Origin of the sequence: Levilactobacillus suantsaii (genome assembly GCF_014069315.1) — a bacterium.
GTDB lineage: Bacteria > Bacillota > Bacilli > Lactobacillales > Lactobacillaceae > Levilactobacillus > Levilactobacillus suantsaii.
This window is the reverse complement of record NZ_CP059603.1, coordinates 490,027-505,450: the sequence shown is the minus strand read 5'-3', so window position 1 is coordinate 505,450 and position 15,424 is coordinate 490,027. Positions and strand designations below refer to the sequence as shown.

Genomic DNA, 15,424 nt, shown 5'->3' with positions numbered 1-15,424 from the left:
CTGACACTAAAGTAAAAAGATGAAAGCAATTGAAACTTTAAACTCGCCAGGCAAAATCGTTTCGGTGGATTAGCAGGCAGAAAGGTGGGCCAGTTAACTATCCGAAAGGCGGGTGGTTAACTAGTTTAGGCGCTTTAGCAATCTTGGTTAAATTTTGTTGGGGATAATTAATTTTATGCAGCAAATGTTTATTTAAGGGTCATAAGGGTTACTGATGTAGGATAGTTAGTCGACAAAATTAATTTGTAAACGCTTAGAAATCAACGTTCGCCCGGATTGCGTTTTATCCTATATATGGTTTATTCATGGCTGGAATAATGGACAAAGTGAATAAACGCGACTATTTTTCGGCTGATTAGCAAATATGTGGGCAAAAATTGAAATATAAAAATTATCCACACCGGTAAAAACGTGGTACTATAAAGTAGATTATCGGGTAATAACTGTAACCTTTAAAAAGTTATGTGGATTGAATTGAGTGAGGGCGATTGAATGAAAGGATTGGATCCGAAACGTGCTTCGGAACTGTTTCGATCAAACAGCAAAACGCACTTTAAAATGTATAAGGCAGGTAGGAAGTGGCTAGTTGCCGGTATCTCAGCCTTAAGTGGTTTACTTGGTCTGGGGACCATTAACTCGTCACCCGCTAAAGCGGATACTAAGACGGGAGCGGCCAAGCAACTCGATACGGCTGACGTCGCGGCAACGCAAAAGTCGGGGACGATTCCGGCGACGTCGCAAACGGACGCGCAACAAGCAAGCACGAGTGAGACCACGACTTCGACCAGCGCGGCACCATCGAAAGTGGCCGCTTCCACGAGTGATGAGTCGACCACAACTGATAGTGAATCGTCGAGCAAGTCGGATGCGACCTCGACGTCCACTTCAACCTCGACCAGTACCAGTGATGCGACTTCCACGACAGAAGCTAGCACGTCCACAACGGAGTCGGAGTCTACCGCGACGAGCACGTCGCAACAAGATGAAAGCGCTTCTATTTCCACCACGGAAACGTCGACGGGACAACCCAGTGCTTCCGAAGATTCTCCGGTGGACAGCTTATCGACTAGTGATACCGATAATTCCGCTTCGACGGATGACAGTGTCAGTGAGTCCACGTCAACCAATGATAGTGCAAGTGATTCTGCATCAACGACTGACAGTACCAGTGAGACCAGCGAGACATCGGCTTCAGTAGACGCCTCGACATCAACGGAAAACAGTCTGTTGGTCGATGAACTCATGGACAAGCTGACCAATCTCAAAGATGCTTACGGGGCCCAAGCGGCAAATTCGCTGCTGGGGACGACGGCCATTATGCCGCTGGCTTTAGCACTGGATACGAATTCAGCGTCGACACCAGGCGTGTATACTGACGATGTTTCCTATAACCTTGGGGCTGCAGACGCTAAATCAGCAATTGATACCATCATTTCGAGTCTTAATCTGAGCGGTGGACTAAATATTCTGGGGGTACTTGACTCGTCAGCGATTACGAAGTCGATCCAAACGATTTCCTCATGGTTGGATGCCTATAATACTGATAGTTCTATGCAATCCAGTACGGATTATGCTCCGCCAATTTGGTCTGATAATAATTATAAAGCGCCTAGTGATGCAGATACGTTTACTACCGGCCTTCTTTTTAAAACGACGTACTATACGAAAGATTATAACCAAGGGTACGCAGATTGTTTGCGTGATTACACATCTGGCCTAAATGCTTGGTTAAAGGGGATTGAGACTAAGGCAACGGATATCGATGCGGGTAACGATTTAATTAATCAAACCTATGACGGTGATGACTTGGCGTCTGCGTCGTTTGGTGGGTCAACGTCAACGGCAATTAGTAGCCTGGTAACCATTGCTAAAAATTCAAAGGGAAATTATGCCTCTCAGCTATTAGGTTACACGTCTGATGCCAATAATACTGCGGATACTGAAATTAGTAATACGGTAAAGTATATTAATGGGTTTGTTGCGATTCTAGCGCCATCCATTACTAATGGGATTACCCACGAGGCTATTGGGGATATCCGTTCCATCGGGGGAACTCTGGATTCGACGAATGCGGATGGTGCGACCAACTATGCCCCAGAAACGCTGGCTGACGCGGTGGCCTTGAACGGTGATCTGCAGGCTGTCGTTAGCAGTTTAGGATTGACTTCGGTTTTAACGACCAACGTTTTAAACGAAATTTATACCGGTATCAAAGATTCTGCCGTAAATGCCATCATGAACGACTGGTCAATCGGGATGAATACGTCCATTGGCGAATTGATGCAGGGGTTTATTTACGGTTACGATAATAGTAACGGTGAAGGTTTTTTAGACCCTAACTCAACCTATGCGGATGTGGAGGGCTTTGGGATTGATGATCCTGCAAAGATTGCAGACGGGAGTGGCAGTCAGCTTAGCCTAACGGTCCAAGCCGCTGCCTATGCTTGGGGAAAGAAAATCCTGGGTAGCGTCATGACCTTAGCGAGTCATGATGCCTTGACGGAGAACCGGCCCGGGCTAGCTGACATCCTCAATGAATTGGAAGATATTGGTATCATTACCGCTGATGAAATTGATCAGTTGACGAACGACGCCGGGCATACCTATGTTGCTACAGCCAACGTAACTTATACGCGGGATGGCGCCGGAGCGTTAGCCATCATTCAAGCCCTTTACGATAATCAATACAATACGGTCAAGGCGGCAACGGATGACTATTTAAACAATCCATCCGGGTATAATTATAAAAATAGCCAAGAATTCGCTACGCAAGACGAAGCCCATGCGTATACTTATGCCGGCTCGTATCAAGGGACTTCCACGGCTACTATTCAGTCGTACAATAACCGGAGTTACTCGCTGGTGCGTAACGGACTGAACGAATTGGATGCGGCCTATCGGGCGATGAGTATCGCTGATGATCTGGTTCATACTGAGCTACGTGGGGACTTGACAACGGAGACGAATCCGTTAACTTATAGTCAAATTGGTCAAATCTCAATGGCTGGGTCGCCGTCCGTTCAATTGCCCGACTTCATGAACCTTGATAAAAGTGTTGATTCCACGCTTTTATCACGGGCCTTCTCCGATGATAATGTCAACGCGTTAACGGCGATTGGCCAAAAAGCGTTTATCAATAGTTACAAGACAGAATTGAAAAATGCCACTGACGCCTTTAAGGCCGGCGCTGCGTTAGCCGAACAAAATTATGAAAACTCTATTAATGGGGACATTCCAGCTGTGGAAGAAGCTGGGAGCTATAAAGGCCTTAATTACCAATCTGATGGTTCCGGGGTATTGTCCGGCAGATCAGGGATGCCATTATCCGATGGGACTGATACTGAAGCTCATCCAGGGCGAGCCTTTACCGATGGCTATAACGTTAACTTAGTCACGGTCAACGTCACGACTAGTGCAGCCAATACCGATGATGCAGCTGCCTTCGAGCAAACGTCGATGTTTGATGCTCAAGAAGCGTTGCATACCCTGCGAGGGAAGTCCATCACGGTCACGGCACCAACGCCCGATGCTGGGTGGAGTGTGGCTTCGGATAACCCGGTCGTCATTGAAAGCGCCGATGACACTTCTGCTATTGCTTTTATTTATAATCGAACGGCGGCCTATAACTACGCGAGTTTGAATGACCAAACGGGAACCTATGATGGTCAATTGGCCAGCACGTTATTGAATGACTCAGACTTTACGCCAGCTTGGAATGATGATGACTCCGGTCAGCAAATCGCGCTGGATAAAGGTTGGTTAGCCGTTGATAATGACGATATCAAAGTTGGAACTTATACGTATCATTTGACCCAAGCCGGTGCCGAGGCCTTAATCGCCCAATTGCAAGCGGATGAAGGCAGTGACTTCTTCGACACCCATGAATTGCCAACTATCACGAATTTGATGGCAATGAAAGGAAACCTGACGGTCGTTCAGACCACAGATGAAAGTCTTTTGCCAAAGATTAACGGGCATGATGTGACCTACGTGATTGGTACGGCAAAGCCAACGGCCCCGGACTACGTTTATAACGCTACGGGTGCTAATGGTGACCAAGTGTCATCCACGTTAGTCACGGCGGATGACACTGCGGTTGACTGGGATACGGATGGCACCTATGGGGTCACCTTGAGTTTGACGGATCCAATCAGTAATCAAACTGTCTCACAACTGGTTAACTTAATCGTGATGTCTGCCGAAGCCTCAACCTCAACATCTGAAGCCCAAAATTCGGCTTCGACTTCAGCTGAGGCCAGTGTTTCGCAACAGACGTCGAAGAGTACGGCTTCTGTCAATAACGCAGAAGATTCAGCGTCAGCTTCAGAAGCTAGCCTGAGTCAGCGGTCCACGTCTGATCAAAGTGATAACTCCGAGGCCTCAGTGAGTGACGCGAGTTTGAGTGACCGGTCGGTTTCCGACATGAGTTTAAACTCGGAATCTATCACCTCCACCCAAAGCGCCAGTGAATCACGGGCACAACAGTCGCAATCTAAAGCCAGTCAGCAATCGGCTTCAGAGGCCTCACAATCCGAGGCTTCCGTCAGTGATGCTAGTCGATCACAAGCTAGTGTCAGTGAGTCGATGGCTAGTGTTGTTTCGGTGTCCGAATCGCAATTTGAGTCACAACAGAGTGCTTGGTCCACGTCGAATGCGCGGGACTCGGCTTCGATGAGTGTGTCCGAAGCGAGTTTGAGTGACGCTTCAACTTCTGAAGCCAGTCAGCAATCAAATGCGTCGACTTCGGTGGCCAGTCTGAGTAACGACTCCGTGAGTGTCGATTCGATGATTAGTGCCAGTGACACGTCGCTGTTGAGTGAAACGTCCGTCTCGCTTTCGCAAGAATTATCGGCGGTCGTTTCCGCTGAACAAAGTAGCAGTCTGACTTCTATGAGCCAGACAAGTCAGAGCACGGATAGGAGTGCATCGCAGGTCAGCATGAGTGAAGCTTCGATGTCCCAACTCAGCGAACAATCTGAGTTGTCAGCGTCCCGAGCTTCACAGGCCCAGGATAGTGAACAGTCTATCATCTCAACTTCATTGGCCAGTCTGAGTGAACGGTCGTTGTCCGGCAAGAGTTTAGCCTCACAAACATCGGCCGCGGAAAGTCAGGCCAGCGAATGGGCCTCGGCGAAAGTCAGTGAGTTATCCGTGATGTCGCAAGCGGAAAAGAGTATTTCGGAGACAGTATCATTGAGTGAAGCATCGGCTAGTCTGTCGGTTTCTGACATGAGTTTGAGCCAGTGGTCGCAATCCATCGCGAGTGAAGCGTCCGTCTTGTCTGCGGATGAGGGGAGTTTGACGTCACAATCCGGATCTGATTTGAGTCAATTATCACTGGGGTCGGCTTCATTAGCCAGCTTATCGGCCACTAGTGTCAGCAACTATTCGGCTTCTGAAACCAGTCAAAATAGCGAAATTTCACAGTCGTTGGTCAGTTTGAGTTTAATCAACTCGACGGATCCGGATATTCAAGATTCCTTGACCAGTTTAAGTAATCAATCCGTTTCGGACCAATCCGCCCAATCACAATGGTCGGAAGCTAGTGACCAGGAAGCTTCAACCGCTTCGCAAGCTAGCGTGACCTCAACGTCCATTGCGGGATCGTTGAGTGCGGTGCAATCACAATCAGTGGTCTCGGCCAGTGAATCGGCAGACCAAACCAAGAGTTTGGCCAGTGCCAGCTTGTCACAAGCCAGTCAGCGGTCATCGTCCGAACATAGTTTGAGCCTACAATCGGTTCAAGAATCGACTGCCCAATCTGAATTGGATAGTGCCCTGACAAATTCAGCGAGTGAAAGTGCCAACGCCTCGGCCATCGCATCATTGAGTGTGGCCGGTTCCAACTTGGATGACCAGAGCCTGCAATCAGCAGAACAAAGTTTGTCTACAGTTCTCTCCAATATGAGCGTTTCGCAAGCTTCAGTCACCAGTGCCCAGGATAGTTTGAGTACGGCCTCGCAATCTGAAGCTAGTCTGAGTGCGCAGTCAACCAGTGAGTTCTCAGAATCCTTAGCCAGCTTAGAGGACGTCGTTGCATCAACTAATAGCGGCATTACCAGTGTCAAAGAATCTGAAACGAGTTTGGCCAGCCGGTCGGTCTCGGGTGAACAATCAATGTCGGTCGTTTCCGAAGCTGAAGCCAGCATGAGTGCCGCCTCGCAGAGCATGAGCTTGGCGGAAAAGTCTCTGAGTGATGCATCACAGAGTGAAGCCAGTGCGCATGAGTCGGCGAGTGAGTCGGCACGTGATTCCGCCGTAACTTCAGCTGAAAATTCTGCGAGTGTTTCGGCTAGTCAATCGGCCAGTGAATCCACGAGTGTCAGTGAGGATAACTCGTTGAGTGTCGCTTCCGCCAGTGTCTCGGCGAGTGAAAATAGTTTGAGTGCTCAGTCTATGAGTGACGCCTCGACGGCGTCCGAGTTATCGGCGAGTGAAGCCAGCGTTAGTCAACAAGTCAGCCAAGCTGATAGTGTTGAGTCGGCAGCTTCGACGTCGTTAGGTTCCATCTCGAACGCCAGTGTCAGTGAAGTTTCGGCTTCCGAAGCCAGTCAAAGTGCGGAAATTTCCAAGTCGTTGACTAGTATGGATTCCGCTGAGGTCAGTGATGATGATGTTTCCGAGTCATTGACGAGTTTGAGTAATCAATCGACCAGTGAAGCCAGTGCTCAATCGCAATGGTCCGAAGCCAGCCAGACGTTGGCTAGTGAAGGGTCAGCGCGGGAATCAGCCACGACGTCGGCTGAAGCCAGTGTGGCTTCGACGACGAGTGCGGCAGAGTCGGAATCCACAGCTTCGGCAAGTGCCTCGGCTAGTCAATCCGCCATTACGAGTAAATCGTTAGCATCCATTTCAATGGATCAATCAACGTTGACCAGTGTGGAAGATAGTTTGAGTGAAAGCAGTCAGAGTGCGGATAGTGCCCAATCCGAGTTCAACTCAATCAGTGCCAGCTTGAGTGCCGACGATGATAGTAGTCATGATAGTGAGTTGAGTACTTCCGCCGCAAGTTTGAGCGATGCGTCAACCAGCTTGAGTAGTGAGCTGTCGACGACGTCGACCAGTGCGGCTAGCCTGAGTGAAAACTCCATCTCCGAATTGTCGAAGTCCTTGAATAGCTTGAGTGATACGTCGGCTTCGATGGCGGATAGCTTAACTTCCGTCAGTGAATCCGAAGCCAGTCAAAGCGACCGATCAGATTCCGGTTCAGTCTCCGCATCAGTTGCTTCAGTTAGTGAGGCAAGTTTGAGTGATGCTAGTGCCAGCGCAAGTGCATCCATGGTTAGCTTGAGCGATCGGTTGACCAGTGAAGCGTCAGCTCATGAATCCGCCAGTGAATCGGCTTCGGCATCGGCGAGCGACGCCTCGATGAGCGACGCCTCGATGAGTGAAGCTAGTCAGAGTGACGCTTCGATGAGCGATGCTTCAATGAGTGAAGCGAGTCAAAGCGACGCTTCAATGAGCGATACCTCGATGAGTGAAGCCAGTCAAAGTGATGCTTCGATGAGCGATGCCTCGATGAGTGATGCGAGTCAAAGTGAAGCATCAATGAGCGACGCCTCGATGAGTGAAGCCAGTCAAAGCGACGCGTCGATGAGCAATGCCTCGATGAGTGACGCTAGTCAAAGTGACGCCTCGATGAGCGATGCTTCAATGAGTGAAGCCAGTCAAAGTGAAGCATCAATGAGCGACAGATCCATGAGTGAAGCCAGTCAAAGTGAAGCATCAATGAGCGATGCCTCGATGAGTGAAGCCAGTCAAAGCGACGCGTCGATGAGCAATGCCTCGATGAGTGACGCAAGTCAAAGCGACGCTTCAATGAGCGATACCTCGATGAGTGAAGCCAGTCAAAGCGACGCTTCAATGAGCGATGCCTCGATGAGTGATGCGAGTCAAAGTGAAGCATCAATGAGCGATGCCTCGATGAGCGACGCTTCAATGAGTGATGCGAGTCAAAGCGACGCCTCCATGAGCGATGCCTCGATGAGTAACGCTAGTCAAAGCGACGCTTCAATGAGCGACGCCTCCATGAGTGAAGCCAGTCAAAGCGACGCGTCGATGAGCGATGCTTCCATGAGTGAAGCCAGTCAAAGCGACGCTTCAATGAGCGATGCCTCGATGAGTGATGCCTCGATGAGTAACGCGAGTCAAAGTGACGCTTCAATGAGCGACGCCAGTCAGAGTATGGCAACTCCTCATGGTGGTGGTACTGCTGACACTGGTAATACCGGTGGTACCGGAACTACACCGGGCGGTAACACCATCTCGACTGGTACGGCTGCTGATACGGCAACCGACGATGACGAAGGTACCTTAATGACTGGTAGCAGTGCCGATACGGTCGCCAAAGCTTCTATGATTGGCCGCGCTGTTATGGCGGTTAAGAAGATCGGCTTGTACAAAAAACCGACGTTCTCTAAGAAGAACCGAATTGTTTGGTACAAGAAGATGCCGAGAAACCGTCGGCCAGAGTTCGTGATTATCGGGATTGCTCGTTCAAAGGGCGGTCGCCTGCGTTATAAGGTACGCGATGTTAACCACAAGTCCAAGACTTACGGTTTGATTTGTTACATCACGGCCCGCAAAGCGTACGTCAAGGAAACGTATTACCAGTCTATGACTAAGGCCAAGACCAAGAAGGTCGCGACTAAGACGGCGAAGGGTAAGACGAAGTACGTTTTGAAGAAGCAGACCTCTAAGACCAAGACGGTTACGATTATCAATCCAAAGGGGGGTCAACTCTTACAAGTCAGTCAACTTGACAGGAGAAGTTAAGCACTACCGTCAAGGACAGAAGCTCACCATCAAACGGGTGGTTCACTACCACGCGACGACACGGTTCGTCTTGAGTGATGGCACGTACATCACGGCCAACAAGCAATTAGTTCGGACCGGAGCCTTTACCCACGCGAAGTACGTCACGGTCAAGACCGGTGTCAACCTCTACAAAGATTACAACCTTCAGACCAAGGCAGGACATCACTACACTGCTAAGACGAAGATCAAGATCTTAGGTTGGGACTACTCCGATAACGGGACGCTACGTTACCGGGTTGCCGGTGGGTATATTACCGCCAATTCCCTGTACGTTTACAAACATTAGACAGTCATTGTAATCAACTAAAAGCGGTCGTTAGCCGCCCAATTAAGGGTGGTTAGCGACCGCTTTTAGTGTCCATGGGGAAATTACTGATAACGTCAAAAACGGGCCTGACAGCGCGTGTCAGGTCCGCTTGAAGTTGCGTTAAAGGTTAGATTTAGTCTTCGTCCGGAATCACAGTGGCCTTCTCGAGGTTAATGTTACGCAAAGCTAATGCATTGTAGGCGCTCTGGGTCATCTGGACTTCTTGGATGTATTGGATATCGTCGTTCAAAATTCCTAAGAGGTTCCCGCGGACTTCGTTTTGCTGGTCGAAGGGGTCTTCGGACAGGTGCAAGATGTTATGGGATTTGGTATAGCGCAAAGCCATCATTTCGACGCCCAGGTAGCAGACCGTCACCTGGTCTTGGACCGTCACCAACTTAGCCACCTGCTGGCAGATGAATTGGTTGAGATTGTCATAGTGTTCCAGGACCTTTTGGGTGGTCGGGTCTTCAATCGTGATGTAGTTTAAGACCTTATCGTAATAATAGTAGCGAATGACGGGTTGACCGGCCAGGTTCAAAAATTGAAACTCTTGGGGGTCGCCTTCGTTGTAAAACAACAGGGTGTATTGCCGGCCGTCCGTAGCATACTCTTCCACGATATCGTTACTACCATCGGGATTGAAGTAATCGATCTCCTTTACGGCCCGATTGGTATTAGGGTAGAGCTTAAGCTGACCAATCGGGGCGCCATCGTATTCGAGGGCACAGTAGCCGTCCGCGTTCATTAAGATGTTCGTCTCCGTCGGCACCGGTGCTCGGTTGAAAAAAAGGTAGTCATCAGTATTGTAAGTGGTCCGTTTGGTGATGGCATCGTAGAGATTCAAACTGTGCTTAATCCCTTCCTGTTTCATGGTTCCGGCAAAATTCGGGGCCGACCCAATGGAAAGCAAATGCAGGTTGTTAGCCTGTAAGACCTTCTTTTCCTGGTGCCAAACGTCAGTGGTGGTGAAAACACCGTTAACTAGTTCATAGTGCATCGATTAACTTCCTCCAATCTGCGGCGATAACGTGGTCCTGGTAGCGTTGGATGGATGCGAGGGTGTTTACCCGTAACTGCTGGTAGTCGGCTGCTAAGAGACGCTTAAGGGCCAAATAGAGCTGATTGACGCTATAGTCGGCATCAGTCCGGTTAAAGTCTGCCAAGAAACCATTTTTACCCTCGGTGACCAATTCCTGTGCGCCGAAGCGGGCGTTGAAAGTCACGATGGGCAAACCAGCGTTTAATGCTTCGATGTAAGTCAGACCAAAGCCTTCCGAGTAAGATCCGGATAAGTAGGCATCGTATTTGGGGTACTGGGTGTCAAGGTCGGCGGATTGGCCCTTGAGGGTGATGTAATCGCTGGCGTGACCGTCCTCAATTGCCTGTTTGATGCGTTTCTGTTCTTCACCAGCTCCGTAAATGTCAAAAACTAAGTTTACCCCGTCATCATCGTGGAGCTTAACCAACGCCTTGACGATGAAGGCGACATGTTTTTCAATCGCTAACCGTGACGCTGTGATAAAGCGAAGCGGGTCATGGGGTTGTTTGGTGGTGTCGAACTGGGGATCGTCACGGACGCCGCCAACGGGAATCGTGACGAATTGTTTATCGTGGCCCGGAAAGTCGATCAACATATCTTGACGCTGTTGCTCGGTGGCCGTGACCACGTTGTCGACCCCGTCGAGGTGGGTCAATAAGTATTCGTTATAGTTGTTGAATAAGGGGTAACGCGGGTCCTTACGGTTATTCAACTGGTCGGCGTGAATCACGTCGATAATTTTGACTTTATCGGAGTGCATCGGGAACAGGGCGACTTCTGGGTCGATGCCACGGTCGATCATGAAGATGTTTTTTTCGTTATAGGCCAAGTTGAGCCGTTCGAAGAAGTAGCGAATCAGTTGCATGCCGTTGCCGAAGAAGAGGTGCTCACCCCCGGCCTGATGGTAGAGGTGAATATTACGGATGATGACCTTGCGGTGCTGGTCGTCGTAGAACTGGAAATTAGCCATGCGTTGGCCGGTGTTGCGGTTGAAAATCTCCACGTGGTTGGACCCGACCAATAAAATTTTAGATTTTTTATGTTTATCGGGGTGCTTGATCATGTGGTCGACCACGTGCAGACCACTTTCCGTGTAAGTATCTCGTTTGCGGTGAGTGTTGGTGGAGTCGATGACCAGTTGGGTGCTGTGCTTGTAAAACTTCTGGGCGCCATGTTTGAGGTAGTCTTCGCCCAGAGCAAAGTATTCCCACATGTTGATGACCTGCTCGTTCGCTAGCCCCCAGCGACGCATCGGGGCCTGTAAGTCCCGGTTCAATCGGTAGAATAAGTAGCGGTATGGGAGCTGGGCCTGGTCCAAGACCTTTCCGCGGTAGAATTCGGCATGTTCCACCCCGGAGTTGCCCATCCCGATGGTTCCGTTTACAAAAAATATCATAGCTGATCCTCCTGGTTCTGAACTGATTGTGGCTGCCAATGTCGTTCCAAGGCCTGCCACGCATCGAGGCCGCTAGCTTGTGGCGACGTGTGGGGCTGCGCGGCGAGAAAGGCATCTCGTTTTTGATTGAGCTGGTGGACCCAATTGGGGTCCCGTAATTGCTGCGGGGTCACGAATCCGACCAGATTGTTTGCATTGGGCGCAATCCAGAGCGGTTTAGTGGCATTTTGCCGGACCACGAGATCAACGTGACTGGTTTGAGCGGCCTTAGTGGTAATCTGGACGGTTCCCAGCACCTGGTCGACGGTAAACGTATGGGTGGTAGCGGTGGTCTGCTCGGCTAACAGGAGGTAGCGAAACATGACCTGTTGGTGGTGGGTATTCACTAGTTCAATGCGGTAATTGACCGCCGTCGATGGAAAGGTGAAGCGACCACTGGTGCCATCGAGAATGATGGGATCCAACTCGGCGTTCGTAGCATCGAAGAACCGCAGACGCAAGTAAACACCCCCGGCAATCACGGTGATGTTGCCGTCTAAAGTATAGGCCCTTCCAGGGGTCAGAATAGGTAGCTCACAACTCAGGTGTTCTTGACCGGCATTGCGTTGCGATCGCCAGTCATGAATGACTTCGCCCGGCGGCATCAGCGGTGCACGGTAACTGACGACGTGTTCGGGAGACACGCTGACCTGACACCCGTATTCGTAGGTGCTACGTAAGTGGGCGGGCCACAATAATAAGTACGCCAAACTCATGGGGACACCTCCTTAGAGGCGATCGTCCGGTCGAACGCGGTGGCGAGGATCATCCGGTACTGCTTGATGAACCAGGCGTTGACGGCGGGCGTATCGTCGTTGTGGCGGCCTAAGATGCCTTTATGCAGGAATTGCACGTGGGGAAAGGCCGTCGTAATCCAGTCGAACAGCTCCGGAAACGTGGTGTTATCGAAGTCGTCCTGTTGCATGTGGGCCACGGCAAAGGTGGTGTGGCTGAAGTCGCCCTGTTTGACCTGGGCCCAGATGCGGTCGTTGAGGTCCTGGGCGGTCTTTGCCGTCACGTCGCCGGTGTGGTCTAACAATAAATCAAACGAGGGTTGGAAATCCTGGGTCCGTTTGATTCGCCCATTGGTGGCCGTGGTCCCCAGGTTCAACAAGGGTTTACCGGCGATGATGGCGCGAGGCTTTAACTTGGCACCGTAGTAGAACGCCGCGACGGTGCCCTCGGAGATGCCCGATAGAATCAAGTCGTCGGGAGCAAATCCCAAGCGGTCCAAGGTGTCTTGGATGACTTTTAAGAAGGCCGTTTCGTACGCCGGACTGCCCAAATAAAAGCCGCCCCCGTTGAGCCGGGGGTCACTGATCAATAAGAAGGGGGCACCCAAGCGTTCCATCATAAAGTTCCCTTCAAAGTGGTCGCTCAAGTTGAACCCACTGAAATACACGTTCAACGGTGGCTTAAGGTCACCGGCATCGAAGTAGGCGTAGAAGTTCTCGTTGAACGTTTGCGGAATATGGATGAACTGCCCACCGGGAAAGAGGCGGCCGTAAGTTTCGCGGGAACGGGAGATGTGGACTAAACCGATATCCACGGTTCCTTGGCCCCGGGCTAAAAGGCTCAGAGTGTAGTAATAATCGGTACTGCCGAGGTGTAAAGTCTTGCCCGTGGGATGGCGCGTCGGGTCGAACGTGACCGTGTGGATTGGCTGATCCGTGGTTTGATTGATCAAGGTGAGTTGGTAACGGACCGTCACGTTGGGGCCTACCTGGCACTCCGGCTGAAAGAGCAGGTCACGAAACCGGGGCGCATACCCCTGGGCCTCCCAGATAGCGACCGATTGTAGCGTCGCCCCAAAGTTGCCGGTGAGTGTCAGCCGGTAACGGCCATAGCGGGTGATTCCTCCCTCAAAACTAGGCAGGACACGTAATTGGCTGTGGTCTAATTTAAAGGCATCCTGACCGGGGAACCAGTCGCGGTTGATGGTGTCCGTTAAGCGCTGCGGGTCCGTCATGTCGACGGCAAAGGCCCCCTTTAATTTCAATAGTTGCTGGACGTCCTGGCGCGGCGTGACACGCTGGTCGTACAGGATGTGGTTGGCGGGCAACACTCGCAACACCGCGTCGTTCAACCAAGTGGCATCGCCACTTGGTAAGAGAAACAGGGCGTTACGCCACTGGGGCGTGAGTTGGCCGGCCAGCGTGAGGACGGACTGGGGCTCCTGGGGGTGTTGGGCGCGGTCCGGATAATAGACCCACTTGAAATCTGCTGTGAGCTTAGCGGGCTGGATGACCGGCTGGCCGCCCAGTTGGACGACTGGCATCTGTGTGTTCGCCATAATCGATCACTTCTCTCCAATAAGCTAAAAGTTTAGGTTCTGCTAAATTTTCCAAGGCAGTGATACTGCTGACCAGGCTCTGGTTCCAATTAACCAGCGTCTTTAAGTAAAAGTCGAGGGACTGTGTCAGGTCGCGGGGGTGCTGGATGATTAGACCATTTTGGTGGTCGGTGACATACCCGGTGGCTGTGGCGTTGATTTGCGGGATGCCCGCACTGATGGCGGCAATCTGTAGTTGCAGATCCGGCATGGGCCCGAGGTCAATCAATAGTCGCGCTTGTCCCAGCAACTGTTCGCGGGCATTGTCGGTCAGATGGACTTGTAGTGTCACCCGCTGGCGTTGGGTCAACACGTCTTGAATGGCTTGGGGGCAATCCGTGAGGCGAACGCCTTGCCCGCGTTGAATCTGGGTCCACAGCAAGTCGATAATCTGAGCTTGCGGGGATTCCAGGTCTACTTGGGCGTGGGCCAATAGCCGCGCGCGCAAGTCTTGTTCCAAGGCGTGTTGGCTACGCTGCGAAGTGGTGATGATGGCCAACTGATTTGTCTCAGCTTGGGTCAGCCAGGCGACCAATTGACTAGCCACGGTCTGTTGGGCGGTGGTGGTCAAATGATTGACGGTCCAGACGAGTGTGGTTGCCGGCAGTTCGGTACTGTGTCCCAGCGAAAGTGTTGTCGCGTAGGGTGAGATGACGTCGATGGGCGTCCCTACGTCGGCATTGACCAACGAAAACTTGGTCACCATCTGCTTGGTTGGGACGATGACGCGTTCCACGGCTCGCAACAGGTCATCCGGCAACGTCGGGGCCCGTTGTGTCGATAACAGATAGGCTACCCGGTGCTGGTGAGCCAACTGCGTCAGAATGGTAGCGGTGGCCGGGTTAGCGTCCGCAATCAAGAGGTCGTGACGCTGGGCCAAGTGTTGCTGGACCGTGGTCGTAATCAAGGTTTCGAGTGAAGCCACAGTTCGTGTTGGCTGCCCATCAGGTCCTAACACCTGAATTGTAGTGTCGTTTACTTGACGCATCTTGGGTTGCCGGGTCGGGGAGAACCAGAGTTTTTCTAACCGGTGATGGTGAGCATCGTAAGTGGTTTGGGTCGAACAGAATCCCCGGTCATCGTAGACCTTGACGATTTGTTGACCAGTCGTGGTGGTCAAATCAACTTCGCTCACGAAGCCAGCTGGATGGAAATGGACTTCACCGTAAATGCGGTCGTGACGGTACAGCAAAACGGTGTGGGCGAGGTAGGCAAATTGGGTATCTGCTGGTAAATCCAAGTCTTCCAGCCCTAAGGGTAACCCGGTGGCCCGAGTAACGCCCTGTAAGGCATCGAAGACGTTCCACCAAGGCAGTTGCGTCAGGTGGTTAGCTTGTAATTGATACCGGAGCCACGGCAACGGCTGGAGCAATAAGAGCTGGGTAGCCACCTGGTTATCCATGAATAGTTGGGCCAGCTTGACGACGGGCGTGTCGTTGAGCGCCGTCGCATCGCGGGACCACGCGGGAATAATCACAGTCATCTTGTCAG

Annotated in this window: 7 protein-coding genes; 2 read left to right on the top strand and 5 right to left on the bottom strand. The window is 51.3% G+C overall.

Annotated elements, in window-relative coordinates; all coding sequences use genetic code 11:
- The first annotated feature begins 558 nt into the window (after positions 1–558).
- Positions 559–8,775 (top strand): KxYKxGKxW signal peptide domain-containing protein, encoded by an 8,217-nt coding sequence (locus H3M12_RS02295; RefSeq protein WP_182150874.1) that lies wholly within the window; start codon positions 559–561, stop codon positions 8,773–8,775.
- Complete coding sequence (locus H3M12_RS02290) at positions 8,759–9,103, top strand: DUF5776 domain-containing protein (RefSeq protein ID WP_129032617.1); 345 nt, start codon at positions 8,759–8,761, stop codon at positions 9,101–9,103. The genes H3M12_RS02295 and H3M12_RS02290 overlap by 17 nt, the downstream gene beginning before the upstream one ends.
- A 154-nt stretch (positions 9,104–9,257) precedes the next feature.
- On the opposite strand, the gene H3M12_RS02285 is transcribed toward H3M12_RS02290, so the two are convergent.
- From H3M12_RS02285 to asp1, 5 genes are read right to left on the bottom strand one after another with little or no spacing between them, the layout of a single operon-like run.
- Entirely contained in the window at positions 9,258–10,124 is an 867-nt protein-coding gene (locus H3M12_RS02285; protein ID WP_129032618.1) for a hypothetical protein, read from the bottom strand.
- Positions 10,114–11,562, bottom strand: a complete 1,449-nt coding sequence (locus H3M12_RS02280) for a glycosyltransferase (RefSeq protein ID WP_182150873.1) — start codon at positions 11,560–11,562, stop codon at positions 10,114–10,116. The genes H3M12_RS02285 and H3M12_RS02280 overlap by 11 nt, the downstream gene beginning before the upstream one ends.
- Positions 11,559–12,317, bottom strand: coding sequence for an accessory Sec system protein Asp3 (gene asp3 / locus H3M12_RS02275; RefSeq protein WP_129032620.1), 759 nt, complete (start codon positions 12,315–12,317; stop codon positions 11,559–11,561). Before asp3 ends, H3M12_RS02280 begins: the two co-directional genes overlap by 4 nt.
- Entirely contained in the window at positions 12,314–13,894 is a 1,581-nt protein-coding gene (asp2, locus tag H3M12_RS02270) for an accessory Sec system protein Asp2 (RefSeq protein WP_182150872.1), read from the bottom strand. Before asp2 ends, asp3 begins: the two co-directional genes overlap by 4 nt.
- The gene (gene asp1, locus H3M12_RS02265; RefSeq protein WP_182150871.1) at positions 13,833–15,416 is read right to left on the bottom strand and encodes an accessory Sec system protein Asp1; all 1,584 of its coding nucleotides are present in this window, start codon (positions 15,414–15,416) and stop codon (positions 13,833–13,835) included. The genes asp2 and asp1 overlap by 62 nt, the downstream gene beginning before the upstream one ends.
- Between the last annotated feature and the right edge of the window lie 8 nt (positions 15,417–15,424).